Here is a 26,144-nt window from a genome sequence, read left to right as displayed (position 1 = left end):
GCTGGCGGGATGGCCGGGAGCGGGGAACGTCGGCGGGGGGTGCTATCCGGCCTGTTTCGCCAGGTAGTGGCCGGAGGCCCAGCCCGGCTTGCCCTTGGCGGACTTGACCGCGACCCAGCCGTGGTGCGCCCCGCAGGATCCGGCGAAGCGGCCGTCGGCTGCCTTGAGAGTGCCGACCGGGCGGAACCGCAGCCCCGGACCCTTGCGGACGTTGAGGAGGCCGCCCGTCCGCAGGTTGGTGACCCGGTAGGAGCAGGCAAGGGCGGGGCGCACCACGGGGTGAGAGGCCCGGAACCTGCGCAGGAAGCCGGCCGAGGCCCAGCCCGGCTCGCCCTTGGCGGACTTGACCGCGACCCAGCCGTGGTGCGCCCCGCAGGATCCCGCGAAGCGGCCGTCGGCCACGCTCAGCTTGCCGACCGGGCGGAACCGCAGCCCCGGACCCTTCCGCACGTTGAGGAAGCTGGAGGAGCGCACGCGGTGGAGCCGGTAGGTGCACGCCAGCGTCGGCCGGCCCTCCCTGGGCATCGGGCGGGGGACGACCCGGACCGCCCCCGTCACATGGGCCGCCTTCCCTAGAAGAGCGGTGGGGGCGAACGTGGTGGGTGTATGGGCGGCGGCCGCGGCCGTGGCTGGGGCGGCGGTCTGAGTGGTGGCTCGGTTCGTGGCCTGTGCGGCGGCCTGAGCCGGGGCGGCGGCTGCCATGAGCCACCCCGCGGCGGCGCAGGCAGCCAGCACGGGGACGACCCGCTTGGCGATTGTCACGATGTCTCCCTTCGGTGCGCATCGCTTGGTCCGGGCCATAAGGGCCCACGATGCTCACCGGGAGTTGTTATCCAGTTACTATCCGTTCAACACAGTATTACGGCAGCGCTATTTTTCTTTACCTGTCGCCGGGCGTATGAAGTGCGTTCTTGGCGGAAATTCCGGACCGGGGAAATCGCGGGCCAGGTGGCTCTCAGCCGCCGTGGGCGCCGTGGAAGGGGGTGGTGACGCCCTCGTAGGCCAGGTGGAGTGCCATGCCCTGGTCGGCGTGGCCGAGGTTGTGGCAGTGGTTCATCCATAGGCCGGGGTTGGCCGCGCGGAACGCCACCTCCCACACCTCGCCGGGCCGTACGTCGAAGGTGTCCAGCCAGAGCGGGCTGCCGGTCGGAGCGCGGCCGTCACGGGCCAGCACCAGCACGCGATGGCCGTGCAGATGCCAGGGGTGGGTCTCACGCCCGCGGTTCACGACGGTCATCCGGACCAGGTCTCCAGCCGAGACCATCTGCATGGGGATGGACGGGAACGCCCGGCCGTTGACCGTGTGCGCGTACATCGGCCGTCCGCTGACCAGCGCGAGACCCCGGTCGAGCACGAGGGTGAACCGCCGGTCGAAACGGCTCGCAGCGGTGAACGGCATGGCGCTGCCGGACGTGACCGCCGTGCCGTACCGCGTGAGGTCCAGCTCAGGCCAGCCCGAGGTGTCTTCGTCCGAGCGCGCCACGCTCGGTGCGGCGGAGGCGCTCTCCCCGGTGGGGGCGAGGCGTACGGCTGGGGTCCGGTCGTCGGCCTTCAGCACGGCGACGGGACCGGAGGGCGCCGAGGGCGCCGAGGGCGCCGAGGGCATGGTGAACGCGAGGTCGTAGCGGCCGCCCGCGGGAAGGCGCAGCCCCACGCGGCCGAGCTCGCCTGGCCCGTTGAGGTCGGTGCCGTCCACGGACACCAGCTTGTACGGCGTGCCGCCGAGGGTGAACCGATGTGGCGTGTTGTCGGTGTTGATGAGACGTAGCCGCACGGGCGTGCCCGGCGCCACGCGTACGCCGATCGGCTGGTCGTGGTCGCCGAACACGAGCCGCCCAGCGAAAGTGTGCACCGGAACGGTGACGTCCACGCCCATCGTTCGCGGCCCGACCACGAGCGTGCCGTACAGACCCATCCTGACCCCGCGGTCGGAGACCTCATGGGTGTGGTACCAGTACGTGCCGGTCCGGTTGGCCAGGAAGCGGTAGACGAACTCCTGCCCGGGGAGGACGGCCTCCTGGGTCAGGCCGGGCACGCCGTCCTCCCCGGAGGGCACGTCGTAACCGTGCCAGTGCAACGTCACGCCCGGCTCGATGTCGGCATTGCGCAGCCGTACCTCGACGAGATCGCCCACGGCGGCCGTGATGGGAGGGCCCGGCACCTGGCCGTTGAAGGTCCACGCCGCGACCCGCTGCCCGGACGACAGGGTGACGGTGGCGGTGCGGGCGGTCAGCGTGTATCGGCGGACGGTGCCGCCCGGAGCCGGTGCGGCCGGCCCGCGTAGCGAGGTCAACGCAACCGGCCCACCCCGCATTCCGGGCTCCCCAGGGTGTCCCATGCCGCCGCCTGTGTCGGTGGCTTCGGCGGGGAGGAATGCCAGGGCGGCGCCGGCGAGGCCGATGACGAGGATGGCTGCTGTGGCCGCTCGCCGCCACACGGACCCGGGTCGCCAGGTCACGAGGACGGCGGTCGCGACAAGCGCCACCGTGATGAGGGCCGTGCTCCACGTCGCCGGATAGCCGAATACGAACGTGACCACCAGCCCGGCCGCCGCCGCGTAGCCCGTGCTCAGCAACGGCACCACGACGGCGGGCGAGTCCGCGGCGCCGCCGGGACGGCAGGCGGCCAGGGCCAGGCGTGGCCCTGTCAGCACGGTCGCGACCAGCCCGGTGACGAGAAGCAGCGGCAGGGCGACCGTGACCTTCTCCTGCGCGAACCACCATCCGGCGCGGGAGAGCGCGAACACGCTCGCCGCACGGGCCAGTGACGCCGGCACCGCGGCGGCGAACAGCGAAAGCGCGAGTCTCGGGCGCCGGTAGGCCGCCGCGACGCCGGCCCCCAGCCATGCCGCCGTGGTCACCACGGCGGCGAGCAGGTCGAGCGCCATGAGCTGGTCAGTCGCCATGCGGCGATGCACCGGTCGTCGTCGCGAGCAGGCGGGCTCCACGGAACACGAACCCGGAGACGCCCATGATGGCCAGGCCGTTGACCGCGTGCAGGCCGAGGATGGCGAGCGACGCCGGGGTGGTGTTGCCGGTGCTGTCGTCCAGTGCCTCACCGAGGGCGATGATGAGCATCTGCACGATCACCAGGCCCAGCGGCAGGATCGTGAGCGCGATCTGGCGGCCTGGCGCCCGGGACAGCGCCGCCGCCACGGTGGCCAGCAGCGAGAGGACCGGGATGACGAGCGTGCCGGTCACGCTGTGCAGTGCGAACGAGCCGTCCACCTGCGGCTTTTCGAACGCGCCGACCGCCGCGAAGTAGAACTGCACGACGACCGACAGCAGCAGAAGGCCGGCGAGAGCGGCGTAGACCCTGCGCATGGGCGTTACTCCCTTTCCTGTGGATGCACAGTGGTGATCGTGTCCCAGGACGCTCGGGGTGTCGTCCGCCGCTCAGCGACACGTCGCGTACGCCCAAGGGAGTACGGCGACGCCGCGGTCAGTACACGTCCAGCACGGCCTTGCCGGCCAGGCGGCGGCCGGCGAGTGCGTCGGCGGCCTCGTCCACCCTGTCCCAGGGGCCCCGCCAGCCGACCTCGATGACGAGGGCGCCAGTAGCCACCAGATCGACCAGAGTGGCGAGGTCGGGCCCGACGTCGGAGGCGTCGCCGAACGAGCTCAGCGTCCTAGCGGCGCCGAGGGAGAAGGTCGAGTACGGCGGGAAGACGGCGGGCTCTCCGGACACCCACCCGATGCTCTGCACGTTGCCTCCGGGAGCGAGGAGGCCCCAGGCGGCGACGAGCTGGGGCCCGCCCACGTTGTCCAGGATCAGGTCGACCGGCCGGTCTATGCCGTCGAGACCGACCACCACCTCGTGGGCGCCGAGCGCGGCCAGGCCCTCGCCGCGCTCCGCCGTACCGACAGAGGCGATCACGTGGGCGCCGCCGTGCGCGGCGAGCTGTACGGCCATGCGGCCGACACCTCCGGAGGCGCCCGTGACGAGCACCCTCCGGCCGAGGATCGGTCCGGCGGCGCGCAGCGTGCGGAGGGCGGTGATGCCCGCCAGCGGCAAGGCCGCGGCGTGGGCCAGGTCGATCGACGCGGGCACCTCGGCCAGTTCGTTCGTGCCGACCGCGATCCGTCGCGCCCAGGCGCCCACGGAGAAGGCCACGACCCGCGTTCCCGCGGCCGGCCCGCTGCCGTCGGCCGCGGCCCGCGCCACCACGCCCGAGGCGTCGCAGCCGAGGACGGTCCCCGGCGGGCGCACGTCGACGCGCAGGTCACCGTGGTTGATCGACACATGCCGCACGTCCACCAGCGCCTCGTTCGGCTGCGGCACCGGATCGGGAATCTCGCCCATCCGCATTCCCGAGGCGTCCGAGTTGACCACCAATGCCCCGACACCCATCTATATGCTCCTCGTCTCTGTGCTAAGCGGACCGACGGTCCGCCTCCGGATGTCGAGTACGATACGGACTGGCGGTCCGATTGTCTACGGATGGATTCATTTGAGCGAGCATCGTGCCGAACGTGCCGACGCGACCCGCAACCGCCGGGCGATCCTGCGGGTGACCGAGCGTCTCCTGGACGAGCACGGGTTCGACCACGTGTCGCTCGACAAGGTCGCGGCCGAGGCCGGGGTGGGCAAGGGGACGATCTTCCGCCGCTTCGGCAACCGCACCGGCCTCATGCGGGCGCTGCTGGAGGAGCGCGCGGTGCTGCTGCGCGAGGCCATCACCTCGGGCCCTCCGCCGCTCGGGCCGGGCGCGCCGCCGGAGGAGCGGCTGCTCGCCTTCCTCGACGCGCTGGCCGATCTCGCGACCCGCAACGTGGCGCTGTTCGCGGCCCACGAGCGGGCCTGTGCCGAGGACAAGTACGCCGACCCGATCTACCTGCTCTGGCACGGCCACGTGACGGCCTTGCTGGCGGCGGCCCGTCCCGATCTCGACGCCGAGTTCCTGGGGCACACGCTGCTCGCGATGTTCGACGCCGACCTGGTCAGGCACATCACGAGCAATGGCGGCGCCGCCCGCCTCACGGGCTCGTTGCGCGCGCTGGCCTCCAGCCTGCTGGCCACACAAACGGCATAGGCGTATCGAATGGCGACGCCGTGGGTGTACCTTCTCTACAGATCTTCGGACGAGGATGGAGAGATGCCCACGAGACTCGCTGTCACGGTAAGCCAGGAGGCGGCCGACACCGTGGTGACGCTCGCGGGAGAGCTGGACATAATCTCCGCAGACCGCTTGCGTGAGGCTCTCTCCGAGGAGATGGAGGCCGGGCACGCCCGGCTCATCGTCGAAGTCGAGGGGCTCACGTTCTGCGACTCCATGGGCGTCAGGCTTCTCGTGGAGTTCCTCCGCCTCACGGCGGAGGCGGGCGGCTATCTCAAGCTCGCCGGTGTCCGCGGCCCGCTGAGGCGGCTGCTGGAGGTCCTGGGCCTTGACGATGTCTTCCCCATGTACGAATCGGTGGCCGACGCCCGGCGGCAGCCCTAGCCCGTCCCCCGGCGTACCACCACGGGAGTACGGCACGGCCGTGAGAACGCCCCGGCCGGAGTAGGGCCATGACCATCCTGGTCGGACGACCGGGACGGGGCCGCGCGCCGATCCTTGGGGCATGAGCGGAACACGTGTGCGGAGGTCCGCGGCGAGCGCGATCAGCCTCCGGTCGGTGAGCAAGGGGTACGGCCCGGTGCGTGCCGTACGTGATCTGTCCCTCGAGGTGCGCCCGGGCGAGACGGTGGCGCTGCTCGGCCACAACGGCGCGGGCAAGTCGACCACGGTCGCGATGCTGCTGGGCCTTGTGGGCCCGGACACCGGGCGGGCCCTGGTCTGCGGCCACGACCCCGCGCGTGCGGTCCAGGACGGGCTGATCGCCGCGATGCTCCAGGACGCCGGGATGATGCCGGGCGTCCGGGTCGCGGAGCTCGTAGGGCTGGCCCACCGGGCGTACCCCTCGCCGCTGCCGGTCGCGCGGGCGCTGGAGCTGGCCGGGCTGACCGAGGTGGCGTCGCGCCGGGTGGACCGGCTGTCCGGCGGCCAGGCCCAGCGGCTGCGGTTCGCCGTGGCGGTCGTCGCCGATCCGGAGATCGTCGTGCTCGACGAGCCGACCCGCGCGTTGGACGTCCGGGGGCGCGCGGAGTTCTGGGAGGCGATGCGGGCCTACGCGGCGTCCGGCAGGACGCTGCTGTTCGCCACCCACTACCTCGACGAGGTGGACGAGAACGCGGGCCGGGTCGTGGTGATGGCCAAGGGCCGGGTGATCGCGGACGGCACGCCCGCCGAGATCCGCGGCCGCGTCGGCGGCGGCACGGTCCGGTTCAGCTGCGACGCCGGACACGGCGCGTTCGCGGCGCTCCCCGGCGTCACCGGAGTGGAGGTGCGCGGCGAGCGGGTGCTCCTCCGGACGGCCGACGCCGATGTCACGGTCCGCGCGCTGGCCGCCGGCGTCCTTCCCTGGCGGGACCTGCGGGTGACTCCCGCCAGCCTCGACGAGTCGTTCCTGATGTTGACCGAGGAGGCGTCATGACCTGGTACTTCCTGCGCCTGGAGATCGTCCGGGCGCTGCGCGACCCGCGTTACCTCGCCCTGGCCGTCGCGACGCCGATCGGCTTCTACCTGCTGTTCGCCACGCTGTTCGGGGGCGCTCCGGTGCGGCCGGGGGAGCTGCGGGGCACCGTGGAGATCATGGTGGCGATGGCGGCGTACGGCGCGATCTGGGCGGTCCTGTCCACCACCGGCCCGCGCATCGCGCAGGAGCGGGAGATCGGCTGGCTGGAGCAGCTCCGCGCCATGCCGGTCCGCGCGTGGCAGGTGCTGGCGGCGAAGCTGGTGGCCGGCGGGGCCATGGCGCTGCCCGCCATCTGTTCGGTCTGCCTGGTCGCCGCCCTGGCCAAGGGCGTACGGCTCGGCCCCGGGCAGTGGGCCGGGCTGGTCGTGGCCATGTGGCTGGGCACGGCCGCCTTCGCCGCTCTCGGCGTGGCCATCGGATACGCCGTCAACGCCGACGCGTCGTATGTCGTCTGCTATGGCCTCTACATGGTGACCTCGGCCGTGGGCGGCCTGTGGGTCCCGCCGGGGATGCTGCCGGAGTCGTTCCGGAGCGTCTCGGGGTGGCTGCCGTCGAACCGGCTCGCCGACCTCGGCTGGCAGATCGCCGGAGGCCACCCGGCCCTGTGGCCCGCGATCGGCGTCCTCGCCGCCTGGACGGCCGGCCTGGCGGTCGTGGCGGTCCTCATCTACCGCCGCCCACGCCTCCGCCGCTCGCGCCCGCCCGGTGGTACGGCACACCTGAACGGGCAGAACGAGGAGGCCCGTGCGGGGGAAGCCCGTGCCGGGCGGGCCGGCGCGCGGACGGCTGTCCGAGCCGATGGCTGAACGCCTGAAGGACGGGCCTCGCGGGCGATGTTCCGCGGGGCCCGTCCGCCCTTATGCTGCGCGCGTGGACCCGACGCCCGCCCGGCCCCGGCCGCGCATCGCCGAGTTCCGGGTCGAGCCGCTGCTGGCCGCCGCGATGGGGATCATCACCCTGGCCGGTACGGCCACGGAGCTGGCCTACGCGCCCGACCCGTTCCCCCCGGCTCCCTGGGCGTACGGCATGGGCCTGGTGGCCTCCGCGGCGCTGGTGGCCCGGCGGCGGGCTCCCGTCGCCGTCTCACTCGTGGGCCTCACCATGACCTTCCTCTACAACCTCGTGGGCTATCCGGGGCTCGCGGCGGCGATGCCGCTGTTCGCCGCCTACTACGCGGTCGCCGCGTACGGGAGGTCCGCCTGGTCGCTCCTGACCGGGCTGTGCCTGGTCCTGGTGACGACGGCCATCCCGGCGTTGCCGCCCCACCCGATGCCGTGGACGTCGTTCCCGGTGCTGGGCCCGGGCTTCGCGCTGGCGTGGATGGTCGTGCTGGGCGCGGCGGCCCGCTCGCGGGCGACGGCCGCCGAGGAGCGGTTGCGGCACGCCACCGAGGCCGCGAAGGCGCAGGTGGCGCGGCGACTCGCGGAGGAACGGCTGCGGGTCGCCCGGGAGCTCCACGACGTGCTGGCGCACACGATCTCGACGATCGCCGTCCACAGCGGGCTGGCTCTGGACGCGCTGGACGGCGATCCCGAGCAGGCCCGGGCGGCCATGCGGACGGTGCGGGCGGCGGCGAAGGAGGCCAGGCCGCAGCTCCGGGCCGCCCTCAGCCTGCTGCGCGGCGAGCCGGGTGTGGCCCCCCAGCCGGGGCTGGGGCAGATTCCGGACCTCACGGCCCAGGCCCGTGCGGCGGGGCTGCGGGTGGAGCTGACCATGCCGCCGGCGCTCCCGATCTCTCCGCTGCTCCAGCTGACGGCCTACCGCATCGTGCAGGAGGCGCTGACCAACGTCGTGCAGCACGCGGGCGCCCGCGAGGTGTCGGTGACCCTGCGGAGCGACGGCCGCACGCTCACCGTCGACGTCGCCGACGACGGCCGCGGTCCGGATCCCGGCGTGGGGGCCGTTCCCGACGTGAGCCCCGGCGGCCCCCGGCTGGGGCTGGCCGGCATGCGGGAACGCGCCGCGATGGTGGGTGGCCGTCTCACCGCTCAGGCGGGGCGTGACGGCGGCTTCCACGTCCACGCCGAGCTTCCTCTCGGCGACCTCCCCCTGGACGACCTTCCTCTGGAGACGACATGACGATCCGCGTCGTGCTGGCCGACGACCAGACGCTGATCCGGGCGGGGTTCCGGGCGATCCTGGAACGGGCGGAGGACATCGAGGTCGTGGGGGAGGCGGCCGACGGGCTCGACGCGGTCGCCGTGATCCGCCGCACCCGGCCCGACGTCGTGCTGATGGACGTCCGTATGCCCCGGCTCGACGGCCTGGCCGCCACCGAGCGGATCTGCGGGGACGCCGCGCTCGCCGCGACGCGGGTCGTGGTCGTCACGACCTACGAGGTGGACGACTACATCTACTCGGCGCTGCGGGCCGGGGCCAGCGGCTTCCTCCTCAAGGACCTGGAGCCGGAGGACCTGCGCCGGGCCGTCCGCGTGGTCGCGGCCGGCGAGGCGCTGCTGGCCCCGAGCGTCACCCGCCACCTCATCGGCCAGTTCGCGGTCCGGCCCCGGCGTCCGCCGGCCTACCAGGCCATGCTCGGCCGGCTGACGGAGCGGGAACGCGAGATCGTCACGCTGGTCGGGTCGGGCCTGACGAACGCCGAGATCGCCGAACGGCTCTTCATCAGCCCCGCGACAGCGAAGACCCACGTCTCCCGGGCCATGACCAAGGTGGCCGCCCGTGACCGGGCACAGCTTGTGATCTTCGCGTATGAGACCGGTCTGGTCACCGCGGCCGGCCCGTGACGCCCGCGCTCGGCCGGGCGTGCTGACGCATTCCTTACCGTCGCCGGAGATTCCCGCGAGGCGATGGGTGGGATGAAAGTCCGGACCGATCATCTCGGAGGGGCGCATGCCGTACGTGACCGTTGGCAGGGAGAACTCCGCCGATATTGAGATTTATTACGAAGACCATGGCCAGGGGCAGCCCGTCGTCCTGATCCATGGATTTCCCCTGAGCGGTCATTCCTGGGAGAAGCAGCTCCTGGTGCTGCTCGACGCCGGATACCGCGTCATCACCTACGACCGCCGGGGATTCGGCGACTCGAGTCAGCCGACCGTGGGTTACGACTACGACACCTTCGCCGCCGACCTGAACCGGTTGATGGAGGAGCTCGACCTGCGCGACGCGGTGCTGACGGGCTTCTCGATGGGGACCGGAGAGGTGACCCGTTATCTGGCGAAGTACGGCTCCGCCAGGGTCAGCAAGGCGGCTCTGCTCGCGCCGGTGCCACCGTACCTGCTGAAGACCGACGACAACCCGGAGGGCGTCGACAAGGGCGTTTTCGACGGCATCCAGCAGGCGATCGTCGCCGATCGGCCGGCCTACCTGAAGTCGTTCCTCGACGACTTCTACAACGTCGACCAGCTTCTCGGCAGCCGTATCAGCGACGAGGCGTGGCAGCTGAGCTGGAACGTCGCGGTGGGCGCGTCGGCGAAGGGCACGCTCGACTGCGTCCAGGCGTGGCTGACCGACTTCCGCGGCGACCTGGCCAAGAACGACGTGCCGACTCTGGTCGTGCAGGGAGACGCGGACCGCATCCTGCCCATCGACTCCACCGGCAGGCGGCTGCCCTCGCTTATTCAGAACGTCAAATACGTGGAGATTCCTGGGGGCCCGCACAACATCGCGTGGACCCATCACGAAGAGGTCAACCGCGCCCTTCTCGGCTTCCTGAGGGAGAGCGCCTGATGTCCCGTCCTCCGTTCCCTCCGTTCACCAGAGAGTCCGCCATCGAGAAAGTCCGTCTGGCGGAAGACGCGTGGAACACGCGTGATCCGGAGAAGGTGGCCCAGGGTTATACGGTGGACTGCCGCTGGCGCAACCGCGCCGAGTTCGTCAACGGGCGCGGCGAGATCATCGAGTTTCTCCGGCGTAAATGGACGAGAGAGCTGGACTACCGGCTCATCAAGGAGCTGTGGGCCTTCACCGGGAACCGCATCGCCGTGCGCTTCGCCTACGAATCCCACGACGACTCGGGAAACTGGTATCGCTCCTACGGCAACGAGAACTGGGATTTCGACGAGCAGGGCCTCATGGTCGTCAGGTGGGCGTGCATCAACGACCTGCCGATCAGAGAATCCGACCGGAGCTATCACTGGCCGCTGGGACGCCGCCCTGACGACCACCGCAGCCTGAGCGATCTCGGTTTCTGACGGCCGGGCCTGGTCGACATCTCACCGGCCCGGCCGTCACGTCACGCCACTAGGAGATGTTCCAGCCGCCGGGAATGGCTCGGGCTGAGCATCGGACACGTCGGTATAGGTGAGGTATAGGCCCTGCTGGAAAGCCCTTCGACGCCCGCGGGAGGGCTGCGGTCCCGGTCAGTCGGCCAGCCGGAATGCCAGTTCCGTCTCCCATTTGTTCATGTCGGGCTCCACGCGGGGATCGGTCTTGTACAGCTCGAGGCGGCAGCCCCACTTCTCGCCGTCGCGCGTTTCCGCCATGTCCCATCGCAGGCCGCGCTCCGCCGCCCAGTCCAGCAACGCCGCGGTGGCGTCGAGAAGCCCGCTCGGATGACCTGCGTGGGTGACGGTCGCGTATCGGCCCGCGGGCAGGACACCGGAGAAGAGCTCGCCGGCGTCCTGCGCGATGTCGGCGGCCTCGGCGACGGCCGCGACCGGTACGCCGGCCTCGATCTCCAGCCGCCCCTCCATGTCGATCAGGTTGTACTTGAAGAACGGCGCTCCCGCCGGTTCGACCCCATGCGCGCCGACCCGGCCGAAGACCTCCGGGAGACGGTCGGCTATCTCGGCGATCGTTCGCATGGTCACCACGCCCCTGATCGCCACGTAAGGCTGCTCGGCGCGTTCCACGATGTGTGGCTCTGTCGGCATGTGCGTCCTCGTGACCGTGTCGTCGTTCAGAGATGTCGTCGTTCAGAGTTGTGGCGATCCTGCCACCTGTGCGGTGCCGTACGCGCGATTTCGGAGCCCGTACGTCCGGCTCCTCGTCCCTCGTGGCGCCCTCGTCAGCCGCTGAGCTGGGTGAACTCCGGGATCGAGGCGGCGCGGCGGAAGGCGGTCGATGTGCGTCGAGGGTGATTGTTAGAAAACTTTCCTATCAAACCTTGACTTGTGGGGGCCTCCGGCTTGACCCTGCATTAACGCTGGTTGATCCTCGCCCCCCGGAGGCCCCCCATGAGTCGGCGTGCGCTCGGCGCAACCCTGACGGCCACCTGCCTGGTCCTCTTATCGACCCTTGCCGCCCTGCTGAGCGGCACATCGGCCTACGCGGCCACGAGTCGGCAGGCCTTCCTCACGTTCTACGGCTGGTACGACAACACGCCGCCCGGCGGCGACATCTCCTACCCTCAGATCCACAGCACCGCCGGTGGTAAGGGCACCTACTCGGACCCGATCACCTTCGCCACCTCGACCGCGGAGGCGCCGGCCGGCACCAAGCTCTACGTCCCCCGGGTGAAGAAGTACTTCATCATGGAGGACAGCTGCCAGGAGTGCGGCGAGGACTGGAGCGGCCAGGGACCCAACGGCGGCCCGGGGCTGTACCACTTCGACCTCTGGCTGGGTGGCAAGGGCGGCAACGCGATGGACGCGATCGACTGCGAGGACGCGCTCACGCACTACAACTCGAACGGCACACCGACGATGGAGTCCGTCATCGTCAACCCGGGATCGAGCGAGGTGGTCGACTCCACGCCGATCTTCAACACCTCGACCGGTGAGTGCTACGGCGGCGCCCAGCCGAACAAGTGGGTCGGTGAGTGGAAGAACGTCTCGACCGGCACCTGCATCGACGACCCCAACAACAGCTCCAGCACGGGCACCGCGCTCAAGCTGGCGGCGTGCAGCGGCGCGGCCAACCAGCGGTTCACCTTCCACGGCGCCTTCCTTGTGATCAACAACCTGTGCGCCGGGACGAGCAGCAGCAACATCGTCCTCCAGACCTGCACCGCCGGGCCCGCCCAGCAATGGTCGATAAACCCCGACGGCACGATCACCGACATCCAGACCGGCCAGAAGTGCATCAAGGCGTCGGGCACCAGCCTGATCGCGGGTAGCTGCTCGGGCACGTCCGCCCAGTGGATCTTCCCGCCGGAGGTCGGCAGCAACGACTTCTCGGTCTCCGTGAGCCCCACCTCGGGCACGGTCGACGCGGGTTCCTCCGCCACGGCCACCGTGAGCACCGCCGTCACGGCGGGTAGCGCGCAGTCGGTCGCGCTGTCGGCGTCCGGCCTTCCGACCGGGGCGACGGCCTCGTTCAGCCCGGCCTCGGTGAACGCCGGCGCCAGCTCCACGCTGACGATCACGACCTCCGCCTCGACGCCGGGCGGCACCTACCCGGTGACCATCACAGGCACCGGAAGCTCGGGCACGCACACCGCCACCTACTCCCTCACCGTGAACGGCCAGCCCGGCTCGGCGACGGACTACCAGGCCGAGGACGCGGTCCTGTCCGCGGCGGGCGTGTTCAGCAACCACCTCGGGTACACCGGCACCGGGTTCGTCGACTACGTCAACGCGGCCGGCGGCTACATCCAGTTCGCGGTGAACGCCGCCGCGGCCGGCCCGGCCACGGTGACGATCCGGTACGCCAACGGCGCGACGGACACCAGGCCGCTGGACGTCTCCGTGAACGGTGCGGTCGCGGCGAGCGGCGTGGCCTTCCCCCCCACCACGAACTGGGACACCTGGGTCACCAAGTCGGTGACGGTCAACCTCGCCGCCGGCGCCAACACGATCCGGCTGACCGGGCCCGGCGCGACCGGCGGCCCCAACGTCGACAAGATCACGGTTGAGCAGCAGATCATCGACACCGCTCCGCCGTCGGTTCCGGGCAACCTGCACGTCACCGGCACCACCTCCTCCAGCGTGTCGCTGGCGTGGGACGCCGCGACCGACAACACCGGCGTGACCGGCTACCAGGTCTACAACGGCGCGTCGCTGGCGACCACGGTGAGCGGGACCACGGCGACCGTGAGCGGCCTCACGCCGAGCACGTCGTACAGCTTCACGGTCAAGGCCAAGGACGCGGCGGGCAACCTCTCCGGGGCTTCCGGCCCCGCCACCGCGACCACGGGCGCGGTGGCCACGCCCAAGGACTACCAGGCCGAGGACGGGGTCCTGTCCGCGGCGGGCGTGTTCACCAACCACCTCGGGTACACCGGCACCGGGTTCGTCGACTACGTCAACGCCCCCGGCGGCTACATCGAGCTGACCGTCAACGCGGACTCGGCCGGCGCGACCCCGCTCACCATCCGCTACTCCAACGGCACGACCGCGGCCCGGCCGCTGGACGTCTCGGTCAACGGTACGGTCGCCGCCAGCAATGTGTCGTTCGGTGTCACCACGAACTGGGACACCTGGGTCACCAAGTCGGTGACGGTGAACCTCGTCGCGGGCACCAACACCATCCGGCTGACCGGTAACGGCGCGACCGGCGGCCCGAACGTCGACAAGATCACCATCGGCTGACGACCTTCCCCAGCCGGGGCCCGTCCCTCTTGCCCCCACGGGAGGGACGGGCCCTTTCCATTCATCCGAGCGAGATCCGGAGATTTCCGGGGAAAGCCGAACTGCCCAGTCCCTGGGTGAGGACGATGCTTCGCGGAGGCGCCCAGGTGGCGCTCGCCGTGGCCCCCGGGGGGAGGCTCTGGCCGGGGCGATCGCCGCGGGACCAATGAACCGGACGGTTCCGGGCGTACTCTGGGGCGATGCGGTGGAACGGTGACATACGCCCTGGTCCGGCGATCGTAATCGAAGATCTGGTGGCCTCGGTGGGCGCCGTCCTGAACGTCCGTTTGGCCGACATCACCGGCGATCTCCTGCTCCGGCTGTCCTCCGAGATCGAGCATCTGGCCGGCGACGACCGGCTCGTCCAGCTCATGTCCGCCAGCATCGAGGGGAACGTCGAGACGTTCGTCCACCTCCTACGGCACGGCATCGACGTGGAGCGCACGGAGGCCCCGCCGGCGGCGGTGGAGTACGCGCGGCGGCTCGCTCAGCGCGGTGTCCCCGTCAACGCACTGATCCGGTGCTACCGCCTGGGGCAGGACAGCTTCCTGCGGTGGTCCCTGGAGGAGCTCAGCCGCCAGAGCGACGACGCCGAAGCCGTCTCGTCCGCCGCGCTGCGCATCGTCGCCGTCGCATCCGCCTACATCGACCGGGTCTCCCAGACGGTGGTCGCGGTCTACGAGCACGAGCGGGACCTGTGGCTGCTCAGCCGCGGAGCCTCACGGTCGGCCCGGATCAGGGACCTGATCGACGGCAGGGCCGTCGACGTCGCCTCCGCGGAGGACACGCTCGGCTACCGCCTCAGCCAGCATCACCTCGGCCTCGTGGTCTGGGCGGAGCGCGACCATCCCGCCGAGGACCGGCTCGCCGGCATGGAGCATTCCGTCCTGGCACTGGCCGAAGCCCTGGACTGTGCCGGCCGCCCGCTCTTCGCCCCCTGCGACGAGCTCAGCGCGTGGGCCTGGCTGCCCATGGGGCCACGCCGTACGGTCGACTCGGCCGTGATCTCCACGCTGGTCGACGGATGGGAGCGCCCGGTCAGGGTGGCCGTGGGGGAGCCGCACAGCGGCGTGGCAGGTTTCCGCCGCACCCACCGGCAGGCCGTACAGGCGCAGGCGGTCGCGCTGGCGGGCCGCGCCCCCGCGCCGTCGTGCACCGCGTTCGGCGAGGTCGGCCCGGTGGCCCTCATGTGCTCCGACATGGACGCGACCCGCGAGTGGGTCGCGGAGGCCCTCGGCGCCCTGGCGATCGACGATGACGCCCACGCCCGCCTGCGGGAGACGCTCCGCGCGTTCCTCGCGTCGGAGGGAAGCTACGTCGCGGCCGCCGAGCGGCTGGGCGTCCACCGGAACACGGTGGTGTACCGCTTGCGCAGGGCCGCCGAGGAGCGGGGGCGGCCACTCCGGGACGACCGGCTCGGGCTGGAGACCGCACTGGCCGTGTGCCACTGGCTGGGCGCGGCCGTGCTCGTCCCGCCCCGCCGATGAAGGCCCTCGAACAGCTCGGGCGGACGCCCCGAGATGGCTCTCTCCACGCCGGCGATCACCCGCCTCCTCCAGGGGAAAGGACCGATTCCAGCAAGCCTCATCATCGGCTCTGATAGCCGGGAATCGATCACACATGGCCGGGCGGCACGCGAGCGACGCCGACCGGCGTGGGGCGCCGAAGCAACGGGTCACACGGACGGGTCTGAGGCGGTGGCGTACTCCGGGCGTCTGTCGCGGGCGTGGATCCCGGCCAGTTGCTCGCGCAGGTAGCCGCTGGCGCGCAGGTCGATCCGGTCGGCCAGTTCGAGTGTCTTGGACAGCGCGTCGCCGGCCGCGTCGGCGTCTCCGACGGCCTGCAACGCGTCGCTCAGCATGATGAGGGTCTGCGCTTCGCGGAGGGGGATCCGCATCGCGTGGAAGAGGCCGGCCGCCCGCCGGAGGTGGCCCGTGGCCTCGGCGGGGTCGCCGGTCGCGATGGCGAGCTCCCCCAGCCCGGCCAGCACGCACGCCTCCGCGAGCCGGTGGCGGGAGGTGTAGGCCACGTTGAGAGCGCGGCGCAGCGAGCCGGCGGACTCCGCGTGCTTGCCCTGCCGCAGCCGCGCGATGCCGAGGCCGTGCAGGGCGAACGCCTCGCCGGTCGTGTCGCCGATCTCCTGCACGACCGTCAGCGCCTCCTCGAACGCGCCCGCCGACAGAGCGAACTCGCGCGACTGGAGGTGGGCCTGGCCCATGCGATGCAGGACCTGGGCCGTCACCCGCCGGTCGCCGCCCGCCTTGCTGCGCATCAGGGCCTCGGCGAGCAGCATCTTGGCGCCGTCGATGTCGTCGCAGTCGAGCCGCACCTGCGCGAGGTTGTGCAGGGTGTGGGCGGCGGAGGCGTGGTCGCCGGTGGCGCGGAAGATCTCCAGCGACCGCTCGTAGTGGCTGACCGCGCTCTCGAACCTGCCGTTCATGCGTTCGAGGAGGGCGATGCTGCGGATGGCCAGGGCGATCCGCAGATCGTCGCCGACCTCCTCGAACAGCTCGATCGCCCCCTCGAATTCGCGCCGCGCGTCGTCGAACCGCTGCTCGCTCAGGGACAGCGAGCCGATCCGGTACAGCATCTCGGCCTGGCCGCGCTTGTCGCCCGCCCTCCTGGTGGCCTCCAGGGCGATCGCGTTGGTCTCCCGCCAGTCGTCGAGGTAGACCCGCGACTCGAAGTACATGGCGGCGTTCACCGCGAGCCCCCAGCACACCTGCACCAAGCCCGCCTGCGCCGCCTGGCGGATGCCGGAGACGAGGATGTGGCGCTCGCGTTCGAACCACGCGATCGGCTTGGTGACCAGCCGTTCGATGAGCTCCTGCGGCAGCGACCAGGGGCAGGTCGCCTTCTGGTGGATCGTGGCGTCCGGGCCGTACTCGCGGACCCTGGCCGCGTCGGTCAGGGAGAGGAGCGCGCCGAGCACGCGGGAGAGCGCGGCGGTGCGCTCGGCGGCGGGCTCCTCGGCGGCGAGGCGTTCGCGCGCGAACACGCGGATGAGGTCGTGAAAGCGATATTGCGCGTGCACGTGGCGGCCCGTGCCGGTGACCTCGACGAGCTGGGCGTCGGCCAGGTCGTCGAGAAGGTCCTGCGCGTCGGCGAGCGGCCTGTTCAGCAGGGCCGCGCTGGTCCATGCCGAGAAGACGTGGGAGTCGAGGATCGCGAGCCGCCGGAAGAGCCGCCGCGCCTCCTCGCTGATGCCGTCGTAGGTCAGCGACAGGCTGGCCCTTATGCCCATCTCGCCGTGCATCAGCTCGTCGAGCCTGCGGGTCTCGTCCCTGAGCCGGTCCACGAGCTGCTCGACGCTCCAGTGCGGACGCGCCGCGAGGCGCGCGCCCGCGATGCGCAGCGCCAGTGGAAGATGCCCGCACAGGTCGGCCAGGGCCGCGGCGGAGTCGGCCTCGGCCTGCACCCGCTCGGTCCCGGCGATGTGCGCGAGCAGGTCCAGTGAGTGGGCCGAGTCGAACAGCCCCACGTCCACGTGGGTGGCCCCGGCCAGCCCCGCGAGCCGGCTGCGGCTGGTGACGATGACGGCGGAGGCGGGGTTGCCCGGTAACAGCGGAAGGACCTGGCTCTCGGTCGCCGCGTCGTCCAGCACGATGAGCATCCGCCGGTCGGCCAGCAGCATGCGGTAGGTCTCCGCCCGCTCCTCCATGCCGTCGGGGAGCGTGGTGCCGGGCACGCCGAGCGCGCGCAGGAAGCGTTCGAGCACCTGCATCGGGCTGAGCGGGCGGGAGACCCCGCCGTGCAGGTCGGCGTACAGCTGGCCGTCGGGGAAGTGCTCGGCCACGCTGTGCGCCGCGTGCACCGCGATGGTGGTCTTGCCGATCCCGGCCTTGCCGACGATCGCGATTATGGGTACGGCGAAGCGGGCGGCACCGTCGGAGGCGACCGTGAGCCGCTGCCGGATGTGGTCTACCTGGCTTTGCCGGCCGATGAAGTCGGCGATTCCGGCGGGGAGCATTCCGGGCACGGCAGGGAGCTCGACGGCGCCGGAGGACGGGTGACCGGCGTGGCCCGCCTGCACGGGCTGCTGCGGCGGGTCGAGCCGCTCGTCGCAGGTGAGGATCGCGGACTCGAGCTGCTGCAACCGCTCGTTGGGCTCTATCCCCAGCTCGTCGATCATCATGCGCCGGGCGTCGCGGTAGACCTGGAGGGACTCGGCCTGGCGTCCGGAGCGATAGAGCGCGGTCATGAGCTGGCCGAGGAGCCGCTCACGCAGCGGGTGCTCCTCCACGAGCGTGGTGAGCTCGCCCACGAGTTCGTGGTGCCTGCCCAGATCGAGTTCGAGCTGGATGCAGTCCTCGTTCGCGGTGATCCGCTGCTCGGCGAGCTGGCCGGCCGCCGACTGCACCAGCCTGCTCTCTATGCCCTCCAGGACCGGCCCGCGCCACAGCGCGAGCGCGTCGCGGTAGTGCTTGACCGCCTCGTCGTAGCCGCGGTTGTCGCGGCTGTGCCGGGCCTGCTGTACGAGGCTCTGGAAACGGTGGACGTCGATCTGTTCGTCGTTGGCCCGGAGCGCGTAGCCCTGCGACCTGGTCATTATCACGTCGCCGTCGCCGTCGTTGTGGGCGGCGAACAGACGTCTCAGCACGGAGATGCAGATCTGCACCTGTGCCCTCGATGTGGTGGGCGGATCGTCGCCGTAGACGGCCTCCATGAGCCGCCCGATGGCCACGGGGCGGTTGGCATTGAGGAGCAGCACCGCGAGGACAGTTTGCTGGCGAATGCCTCCGAGATCGAGGCGGCGACCCCCCGCTGTGACTTCGAGAGCCCCCAGAACGCGAAACTCCACGCTCATCTCCTTGATGAAACTTCTGACCTCGTGCCCGTTAAGGTTTCACACCTCCCCACGGGGAAGCGCAACACGTGAAGTCTCATGCATGACAGCCTTTTCGATCTCCGGTCATCTATGTAAAATGCTGTCAACTGATAGCGAAAAACCCTAGGCGGCGGTGTGCTCGTTAGCAGCACCCTTTCGACGCCTAGGTTGGCCTCGTGCTGTCTGTCCGATTGTGTGTGGATCGTACAGCGCTAGGCGATCCGTGGCTAGAAGGACCTCTAGCGGTCGGGTGAACTTCGTTGTCAAGTTCCAGACCACGCGGAACGGCCGGAGACATCGTGTCTCCGGCCGTTCAAGTCATGGCCCCCGTGCGGCTTCGCTCCCGTCATCCCCAGGGGTTGTTCGCGGTCGTGACAGGGGGCGGCGTGGGTGTGGGGGTCGGGGTGGTCGCCCCGGTCTCGTCCGCGTACGCGGCCGGGGCCCCCGCGATGATCGCCCCGGTGGCCGCCGCGCCTGTCAGGGCGATGACGACCGACACGCCGAACCGTGCGACGTTCTTGTTGATCCTGGCACCCATCTGCCTACCTCCACCTATTGGCGCCGGCGTCGCACGGCGCTTCAGCTGACCGGTGCTCACGCTCACACGGGCCGCCATCCGGCCCATATCGGATCGCTTCCGGTGGCCCATCAACGCAGGTCACGGCGTTTTCGGCGGGCGGCGGAGCGGGTCACGGGGTGAGACCCGGGATTGTGCGGGCGCCATGTCCCGCCCGGTCGCGCCGCGGTGGCCGGAGGGCGCGGCCCGGCGGATAGCGAACGGAAGCCACGCCGATAGAGCCATGGGCCAGCCTGGGCGGAGCCCTGGCGCCCTGGGCACCCGGGCAGCCGTGACGGACCCGCGAACAGGTGACGGTGATATGGGGATTGCTGTGCAGGCGCTGGACGGTGTGTACGGCCGGCCGGCGGCCAGCGTGCGGGTGCGGCTCGAGCACGCCGACAACGGCCAGTGGAACGCCGAGGACAAGGCGGAGACCGACCAGGAGGGACGGGTGCGGGAGTGGTGCGGTCGCAAGTTCGAGCGCGGGCTGTACCGCATCGTCTTCGAAAGCGACCGATACTTTGTCGGTCTGGGACTCAGCGCCGCCTATCCGGAGATCGTGGTCACGTTCCGTATGCAGGACCAGACTGATTCGTACCAAATTCAGCTTTTGCTCTCAACATATTCCTATTCGGCCTATTTCGGTTCGCTCAGTTGACGGTCTCAGTGCGACCAGATAGGGGGTCTGACAGTGATCAGACGCTACAGCGCATTCCCGCAGGTTTTCCTTGACGACCGCGTGTGGCCGAGCGCCGCCATCACCTCCGCGCCGCGCTGGCTCTCCACCGACCTCCGCGACGGCAACCAGTCACTGGCGTCCCCGATGACCCCGGCCCGCAAGCTCGCCATGTACGACCTGCTGGTGGGCATGGGCTACAAGGAGATCGAGATCGGCTTCCCGGCCGCCAGCCAGGATGATTACGACTTCGTCCGCCTGCTCGTCGAGCAGGACCGCATCCCCGACGACGTCCGCGTCTCGGTGCTCGTCCAGGCCCGCGACGAGCTGATCGAGCGCACCGTGGAGAGCCTCCAGGGGGCGCCGCGCGCCACCGTCCACCTCTACAACGCGACGTCGCCGCTGTTCCGGCGGCTGGTGTTCGGCATGGACCGCGACGAGTGCAAGGACCTCGCCGTCCAGGGGGCCCGGCTGACGATGAAGTACGCCGAGCGGACGCTGGGCGACTGCGACCTCGGTTTCCAATACTCTCCCGAGCACTTCAACGACACCGAGCTGGACTTCTCACTGGAGGTCTGCGAGGCGGTCATGGACGTCTGGAACCCCGGACCGGGCCGCGAGATCATCCTGAACTTCCCCACGACCGTCGAGCGCTCGACGCCCAACGTCTTCGCCGACCAGATCGAGTGGATGAACCGCAACCTCTCCCGGCGGGAGCACGTCTGCCTGTCGGTTCACCCGCACAACGACCGGGGCACCGGCGTCGCGTCCGCCGAGCTCGCCCTGATGGCGGGGGCCGAGCGGATCGAGGGCTGCCTGTTCGGCAACGGGGAACGGGCGGGCAACGTCTGCCTCGTCACGCTCGGGCTGAACCTGTTCACCCAGGGCGTGGACCCGGGCATCGACTTCTCCGACCTCGACCACGTCCGCCGTACGGTCGAGCACTGCACGGGCATCCCCGTTCACTCCCGGCACCCCTACGGGGGCGACCTCGTCTACACCGCGTTCTCGGGCTCCCACCAGGACGCCATCAACAAGGGCTTCGACGCCTTGGAGCGAGAAGCGGCCCGCACGGGGGCCGAGGCCGCCGATCTGCCGTGGCGCGTGCCGTACCTGCCGCTGGACCCGCAGGACGCGGGCCGCACCTACGAGGCGATCGTGCGGATCAACAGCCAGTCCGGAAAGGGCGGTCTGGCCTACCTCATGAGCGCCCGGCACGGGCTGACCCTGCCGCGGGGCCTCCAGATCGAGTTCGCCCAGATCGTGCAGGCGGTGGCGGACGCCGAAGGCGGCGAGATCGCGCCGGACCGGATCAGACGGCTCTTCGAGAGCGAGTACGTCATCACCTCGGCTCCGCCGGTGGCGCCGGCCTTCGACGGCCGCGCGACGGTCACCGGCCTCCACATCGACGGCGAGCCGTTCGGCTCAGGCTCGACCAGGACGGACACCATCCAGGCGGTCCGGGCGGCGCTCGCCCGGTGGGGCTTCCACGTCCGCGTGGTGCATCACACCGGCTTGGAGCGCCCCGGCCGTACGGCGGCGCGGCGAGTTGCCGTCTACGCGGAGTGCGGGGTGGACGGAGCCACGTTCTGGGGCGCGGGGATCGAGCGGGACGTCGAGGGCGCCGCGGTGGCGGCCGTGCGCTCCGCCGTCACGAGGGCGCGGCTCGCGCGGGCGGCCCCTGGTGTGGGTGCGGAGGCGCAGCCTCACCAGCCGGGAGACGCGCAGCCTCACCAGCCGGGGGACGCGCAGCCTCACCAGCCGGGGGACGCGCAGCCGCCCGCCTTCCCGGAGCAGGACATGCGCCGTGACCGCCACGGGGCCGGGCGGGCCCGGTGGGTGATAGCCGGGCGATAAGGATCGGATGCCTCCGGTGCCTAACGTTGCGGTGTCAGATTCCCCGACCGCGGTCTGACGATCGGAGGCGGCGATGGACCTGATCGAACGCGAGGAGGAACTGGCCTCCTTGGAGGGGCTGCTGGCCAGCGCCGTCATGAGCAGAGGCAGGGTCGCCCTGGTCAGCGGCGCCGTCGCCACCGGAAAGAGCGCCCTCCTGCGGACGCTCGCCGAGCAGGCCATCGAGCTGGGCGCGCTGGCGGTCACGGCGACGGGCTCCCGGCTGGAGCGGGACCTGCCGCTGGGCGTGCTGGGCCAGCTCATCCAGGACGCGCCGCTGGTCGCCGGGGAGCGCGACCGCGCGCTCGCGCTGCTGGACGAGGGCGCCCGGGCCGTCGCGAACGCGCAGGAAGCCGCTGAGCAGCAGATCGACGCCCAGATCGTGCACGCCCTCTGCACGGTCCTGCTCGACCTGTCGGAGCGGTACCCGCTCATGATCATCGTGGACGACGTCCACCACGCCGACCGGGTCTCCCTCCTCTGCCTCGCGTATCTGGCGCGCCGCGTCAGGGGAGCCCGGATCGTGGCCGTCTTCGGCCACTCCGACCAGGGGCGCTACACCGACGCGTACTTCCAGACCGACCTGCTCCGCCAGCCGCACTGCCGCCGTCTCCAGCTCGCGCCGCTCTCACGGGCGGGGGTCGCCGGGCTGGCGGCCGAGCGGGTGGGCCGGGAGGCGGCCGTCCGGTTCGCCGACGACTGGTACGCGCTGAGCGGGGGCAACCCCCTGCTGGTGACCGCCCTCGCCGACGACCACCGGGAGTTCGTCCGCTCCGCCGCCGGAGAGCCGCCCGCCACGGTCGTCATCGGCGACCAGTACGGCCAGGCCGTACTGTCCTGCCTGGAGCGGGGCCAGCCGCAGGCAATGCGGGTGGCGCGGGGGCTGGCGGTCCTCGGGGAGACCGACGGCCTCGACCGGCTGCTCGACATCCCGGCGATGGACATCGGCAGGGAGCTGCTCTCCCTCAGCGCCGCGGGTCTGCTCACGGTGGGGAGCTTCCGTCACGAGGCCCTCAGGCAGGCCGTGCTCGCCGGGGTCGATCCCGAGGAGCGGATGGATCTGCACCGCCGCGCGGCCGAGCTCTCCTACGACGCCGGCGCCGCTCCCGCCGTCGTCGCCGGGCATCTCCTGCAGGCCGGACGGGTCGAGGCGGCCTGGGTCGTCCCGACCCTGGAGGAGGCGGCGCGGAGCGCCCTGCGGGGTGGCCAGGTGGAGTCGGCCGTGGCCTACCTCCGCATGGCCTGGCGCGAGTGCGCGGACGAGGCCCACCGGTCGAAGATCATGACGATGCTCGTGCGCGCCGAGTGGCGGATCAACCCGGCCGCGCCGGCCGGGCATCTCGCCGAACTGGCCGAGGCGATGCACCGGGGCAGCCTCCGGGGGAGCGACGCCGTCGTGCTGGCGCGGGCGCTGCTGTGGCACGGCCGCTTCGACGACGCGCGCGACGTGCTGGAGCAGCTCAACGAGTCGATGGAGGCCGCGGACCACGAGACGGTCGCCGAGCTGGTCGTGGCCCAGCTGTGGCTGCGCGCCACCCATCCGCCGCTTCTGGCGCATGTGCGGCACACCGCCGCCGAACGCGGCCTCGCGACCATGGTCTCCGTTTCGGTCAGCAGGCGGCTGGAGTCGACGCTGGCCCTCGCCGAGGTCCTCACCCGGGGGCCGCGTGAGCGGCACCTGGACGCCGTCGAGCGGATCCTGGAGGACTCCCGCCTCGACGAGATGACGATGGAGACCGTGGAGAACTCCCTGTTGGCGCTCACGTACGCCGGGCGCTGCGAGCGGGTCGCCCCGTGGTGCGACCTGTTCAGCATCGAGGCGTCGTCTCGGCAGGCGCCAAGCCGTCAGGCCAGGCTGGCGGCCATCCGGGCCGAGATCGCGATCCGCCAGGGCGACATGCCGGCCGCCGAACATCATGCCCGTGTCGCCCTGGACACCATCCCGATGAGCAGCTGGGGCGTCGCCATCGGCGGGCCGCTCAGCAGCCTGATCCTCGCCCTGACGGCGATGGGCAGGTACGGCGCGGTGCGCGAGCATCTCGACCGGCCCGTCCCCGACGCCATGTTCCAGACCAGGTACGGCCTGCATTATCTGCACGCGCGCGGCCGCCACAGCCTGGCCACCGAATATCCGGCGCTGGCGCTGCGCGACTTCCAGCGGTGCGGAGAGCTGATGGCCGCCTGGAATCTCGACACGCCCGGACTGATCCCGTGGCGGGCCGACGCGGGGGAGGCGTGCCTGCGGATGGGCCACGTCGAGGAGGCCCGGCGGCTCATCGAGGCGCAGCTCGCCACCTGCGGGCCGGACGCCCGGCGGGGCCGCGGCATCGCGCTGCGGCTGCTGGCGGCCGTGTCGGAACCGGCCCGCCGTCCCGCGCTGCTCCGCCAGGCGACCGAGTATCTCCAGATGGCGGGCGACAAGTACGAGCTGGCCCGGGCGCTGTTCGACCTGGTCGAGGTCTACGACGCGCTCGGCGAGTACCGCAGGGCGAGGACGATCGCCGGGCGGGCGCAGGTCGTGGCCGGAGAGTGCCGCGCCGAGCCGCTCGTCAAGGCGCTGGCGCGGGCCGGTGCCGGAGGCGCGGCGGCGTCCCCGCTGCCGAGTGACCTGATCAAGGTGCTCAGCGACGGGGAGCGCCGGGTCGCAGCTCTGGCCGCGGCCGGTTACTCCAACCGCGAGATCGCGGCCAGGCTTTACATCACGATCAGCACGGTCGAACAGCATCTGACCCGCACCTACCGGAAGCTGAACATCACCCGCCGCGCCGACCTGCCGCTGGTCCTCGAGTTCAGCAAGCAGGGCGGTGACCAGAGCGGCAGGCAGGGCAGCGACCAGGGTTCGGGGGAGCAGGCCACGCTCTGACGAAAGGTCCGCATCCCGGAAGAAGCGCGCGACCCCGCCGGGTGCGACGTTCGTCGCGGGAGGCGACCGTGGAAGACAGCACAGCCGCCCAAGACGGCACAGACGTGACGATCGTCCGCGGGAACCCGACGCCCGAGGAGCTCGCGGCCGTCATCGCGGTCATCGCGCTGCTCCGCCGGCGCGCGGCGTCGGAGGCCGCCCGCGCGGCCGTTCCGCCCGCGTGGACCGACGGCTTCACGCTCACCCTCCGCCCGGTCCCCGGAGCCCGCGCCACCTGGCGAACGAGCACCCACCCACACTGAGCGGTCGCAACCACAGCGCGGCCAAGCGCGCTTCCAGCCGGGCGCTCATCGGAAGATCCATTTATCCAATGCTACCCAGACTGGCCATAGGAGGGATGGATTTGATACACGGCGCCTACTGTCTGTATTGATCACCGCTGATCGCGGCCGGCCTGATGCGGCGCCTTCTCCTCATGTGCTGTGGCTCAGTGGATATCGAGCGAATAAGTGCTGTTTAGGGTAATGCCGCATTCTGCGAAAAACCGGGGCAGGCTGCCCGTCCCATCCTGATGAATGAGCACGACCGTGCCGCTTCCTCGGGTAACCGGAGATCAGGATGAGCGACAGCGCAGTCTTGGCAGACAGGGCCACGCCCAGCCCGGGAGCCGGCCACGTCCCCCGGAGGCGCGGACTGATCATCCTGTTCAGTGGACTGGCCCCGGTGTCCGCGATCTACGGCGCGATCGCCGGCTTCGCCGGCACGGCCATGCCGCAGTTCTCCACCGCGCAGGGCGCCGCCGGAACCCTGTCGCCGCGCAGCGTGCAGTCCATGGTGGTCTTCGGCGTGATCGGCCTCGTGATGCTCTATCTCGGCCTGGCGGCTCTCCGCGTCGTGCCGGATCCGTTCGCGCGCGTCGTGACGCGCCACCCGAACGCGCCGACGGTGTTCATGGGCGTGCTGATCGGCGGGTTCCTGATCGGCCGGCCGTTCGCGCTGTTCCGGCAGATATTCCGCGACGCCGCGGAGAGCGGCAACCCGTTGTACGGCGCCGCGGCGTTCGTCATGCAGTCCGTCGGCAACATCGTGATCATGGCGGTGCTGTTCATCGTCCTCGCCGCCGTCGGCGGCAGCCGGCTGCAGCGGTGGCTGAGCGCCAAGCCCGGGCGGGCCGCGATCCTGACGGCGTCCGCGTTGATCATCGCGGGCGTGTTCACCTTCCTTTACTGGGACGTACGGACGCTGGCGCGGCGGGAAATCATTCCGTGGTATCCGACGGCGCCGTGGTCCTGACGCGGGCTGTATTCCACCAACGCCCCCGAACGCCCAGCCGAT

At 71.1% G+C, this 26,144-nt stretch carries 22 protein-coding genes; 15 read left to right on the top strand and 7 right to left on the bottom strand.

The features are described from left to right. Positions 1–42: 42 nt before the first annotated feature. From N5079_RS23865 to N5079_RS23850, 4 genes are all read right to left on the bottom strand, one after another. Positions 43–762 (bottom strand): SH3 domain-containing protein, encoded by a 720-nt coding sequence (locus N5079_RS23865; RefSeq protein ID WP_261586227.1) that lies wholly within the window; start codon positions 760–762, stop codon positions 43–45. Between the two features lie 193 nt (positions 763–955). Beyond that, positions 956–2,905 carry a multicopper oxidase family protein gene (locus N5079_RS23860; RefSeq protein WP_261586226.1) on the bottom strand — a complete coding sequence of 650 codons (1,950 nt, stop codon included), beginning with the start codon at positions 2,903–2,905 and terminating at the stop codon, positions 956–958. Continuing rightward, positions 2,895–3,323, bottom strand: coding sequence for a DUF6220 domain-containing protein (locus tag N5079_RS23855; RefSeq protein ID WP_261586225.1), 429 nt, complete (start codon positions 3,321–3,323; stop codon positions 2,895–2,897). Before N5079_RS23855 ends, N5079_RS23860 begins: the two co-directional genes overlap by 11 nt. Positions 3,324–3,441: 118 nt before the next feature. Beyond that, a complete protein-coding gene (locus tag N5079_RS23850) occupies positions 3,442–4,350 on the bottom strand; it encodes a zinc-binding dehydrogenase (protein ID WP_261586224.1) in 909 nt (302 codons plus the stop codon). Positions 4,351–4,450: 100 nt separating this feature from the next. On the opposite strand from N5079_RS23850, the gene N5079_RS23845 reads away from it, so the two are divergent. From N5079_RS23845 to N5079_RS23810, 8 genes are all read left to right on the top strand, one after another. Then, on the top strand, positions 4,451–5,032 hold the full coding sequence (locus tag N5079_RS23845; protein WP_261586223.1) for a TetR/AcrR family transcriptional regulator: 582 nt from the start codon (positions 4,451–4,453) through the stop codon (positions 5,030–5,032). Positions 5,033–5,095: 63 nt separating this feature from the next. Then, on the top strand, positions 5,096–5,440 hold the full coding sequence (locus N5079_RS23840; protein ID WP_261586222.1) for an STAS domain-containing protein: 345 nt from the start codon (positions 5,096–5,098) through the stop codon (positions 5,438–5,440). 121 nt (positions 5,441–5,561) lie between these two features. Next, positions 5,562–6,473 carry an ATP-binding cassette domain-containing protein gene (locus N5079_RS23835; protein WP_261586220.1) on the top strand — a complete coding sequence of 304 codons (912 nt, stop codon included), beginning with the start codon at positions 5,562–5,564 and terminating at the stop codon, positions 6,471–6,473. Then, the gene (locus N5079_RS23830) at positions 6,470–7,321 is read left to right on the top strand and encodes an ABC transporter permease (protein ID WP_261586219.1); all 852 of its coding nucleotides are present in this window, start codon (positions 6,470–6,472) and stop codon (positions 7,319–7,321) included. The genes N5079_RS23835 and N5079_RS23830 overlap by 4 nt, the downstream gene beginning before the upstream one ends. A gap of 64 nt (positions 7,322–7,385) precedes the next feature. After that, positions 7,386–8,594, top strand: a complete 1,209-nt coding sequence (locus N5079_RS23825; protein WP_261586218.1) for a sensor histidine kinase — start codon at positions 7,386–7,388, stop codon at positions 8,592–8,594. Then, the gene (locus N5079_RS23820) at positions 8,591–9,259 is read left to right on the top strand and encodes a response regulator transcription factor (protein ID WP_261586217.1); all 669 of its coding nucleotides are present in this window, start codon (positions 8,591–8,593) and stop codon (positions 9,257–9,259) included. The genes N5079_RS23825 and N5079_RS23820 overlap by 4 nt, the downstream gene beginning before the upstream one ends. Positions 9,260–9,365: 106 nt before the next feature. Next, a complete protein-coding gene (locus tag N5079_RS23815) occupies positions 9,366–10,205 on the top strand; it encodes an alpha/beta fold hydrolase (RefSeq protein ID WP_261586216.1) in 840 nt (279 codons plus the stop codon). After that, positions 10,205–10,669 carry a nuclear transport factor 2 family protein gene (locus N5079_RS23810; RefSeq protein WP_261586215.1) on the top strand — a complete coding sequence of 155 codons (465 nt, stop codon included), beginning with the start codon at positions 10,205–10,207 and terminating at the stop codon, positions 10,667–10,669. The genes N5079_RS23815 and N5079_RS23810 overlap by 1 nt, the downstream gene beginning before the upstream one ends. A gap of 168 nt (positions 10,670–10,837) precedes the next feature. Here N5079_RS23810 and N5079_RS23805 read toward each other — a convergent pair whose 3' ends face one another. Beyond that, entirely contained in the window at positions 10,838–11,350 is a 513-nt protein-coding gene (locus tag N5079_RS23805) for a GyrI-like domain-containing protein (RefSeq protein ID WP_261586214.1), read from the bottom strand. Between the two features lie 303 nt (positions 11,351–11,653). Between N5079_RS23805 and N5079_RS23800 the strand changes: the two genes are divergently transcribed. After that, positions 11,654–13,948 (top strand): carbohydrate-binding protein, encoded by a 2,295-nt coding sequence (locus N5079_RS23800; RefSeq protein ID WP_261586213.1) that lies wholly within the window; start codon positions 11,654–11,656, stop codon positions 13,946–13,948. Between the two features lie 302 nt (positions 13,949–14,250). After that, entirely contained in the window at positions 14,251–15,474 is a 1,224-nt protein-coding gene (locus N5079_RS23795) for a PucR family transcriptional regulator (protein ID WP_261586212.1), read from the top strand. Between the two features lie 188 nt (positions 15,475–15,662). Here the strand turns inward: N5079_RS23795 and N5079_RS23790 are convergent, their stop codons facing one another. Next, positions 15,663–18,788 carry an AfsR/SARP family transcriptional regulator gene (locus tag N5079_RS23790; protein WP_261586211.1) on the bottom strand — a complete coding sequence of 1,042 codons (3,126 nt, stop codon included), beginning with the start codon at positions 18,786–18,788 and terminating at the stop codon, positions 15,663–15,665. Positions 18,789–19,161: 373 nt separating this feature from the next. Further along, a complete protein-coding gene (locus N5079_RS23785; RefSeq protein ID WP_261586210.1) occupies positions 19,162–19,353 on the bottom strand; it encodes a hypothetical protein in 192 nt (63 codons plus the stop codon). A 340-nt stretch (positions 19,354–19,693) separates the two neighbouring features. Here N5079_RS23785 and uraH point away from each other — a divergent pair, with 340 nt between their 5' ends. The 5 genes from uraH (at position 19,694) to N5079_RS23760 (ending at position 26,102) form a co-directional block, all read left to right on the top strand. Beyond that, complete coding sequence (uraH, locus tag N5079_RS23780) at positions 19,694–20,032, top strand: hydroxyisourate hydrolase (protein ID WP_261586209.1); 339 nt, start codon at positions 19,694–19,696, stop codon at positions 20,030–20,032. A 27-nt stretch (positions 20,033–20,059) separates the two neighbouring features. Continuing rightward, positions 20,060–21,907, top strand: coding sequence for a 2-isopropylmalate synthase (leuA, locus tag N5079_RS23775; RefSeq protein ID WP_410007825.1), 1,848 nt, complete (start codon positions 20,060–20,062; stop codon positions 21,905–21,907). Positions 21,908–21,980: 73 nt separating this feature from the next. Continuing rightward, positions 21,981–24,809, top strand: coding sequence for a helix-turn-helix transcriptional regulator (locus N5079_RS23770; RefSeq protein ID WP_261586207.1), 2,829 nt, complete (start codon positions 21,981–21,983; stop codon positions 24,807–24,809). 68 nt (positions 24,810–24,877) lie between these two features. After that, entirely contained in the window at positions 24,878–25,111 is a 234-nt protein-coding gene (locus N5079_RS23765; protein ID WP_261586206.1) for an acyl-CoA carboxylase subunit epsilon, read from the top strand. Positions 25,112–25,427: 316 nt separating this feature from the next. Further along, positions 25,428–26,102: a hypothetical protein gene (locus tag N5079_RS23760; protein WP_261586205.1), complete on the top strand. Its 675-nt coding sequence runs from the start codon at positions 25,428–25,430 to the stop codon at positions 26,100–26,102. The last annotated feature ends 42 nt before the right edge of the window (positions 26,103–26,144 follow it).

It is taken from the genome of Planotetraspora sp. A-T 1434 (assembly GCF_025420585.1).
Lineage (GTDB): Bacteria > Actinomycetota > Actinomycetes > Streptosporangiales > Streptosporangiaceae > JAOEGB01.
The sequence above is the reverse complement of the archived record's forward strand: the minus strand, read 5'-3'. Positions and strand labels throughout refer to the sequence as shown.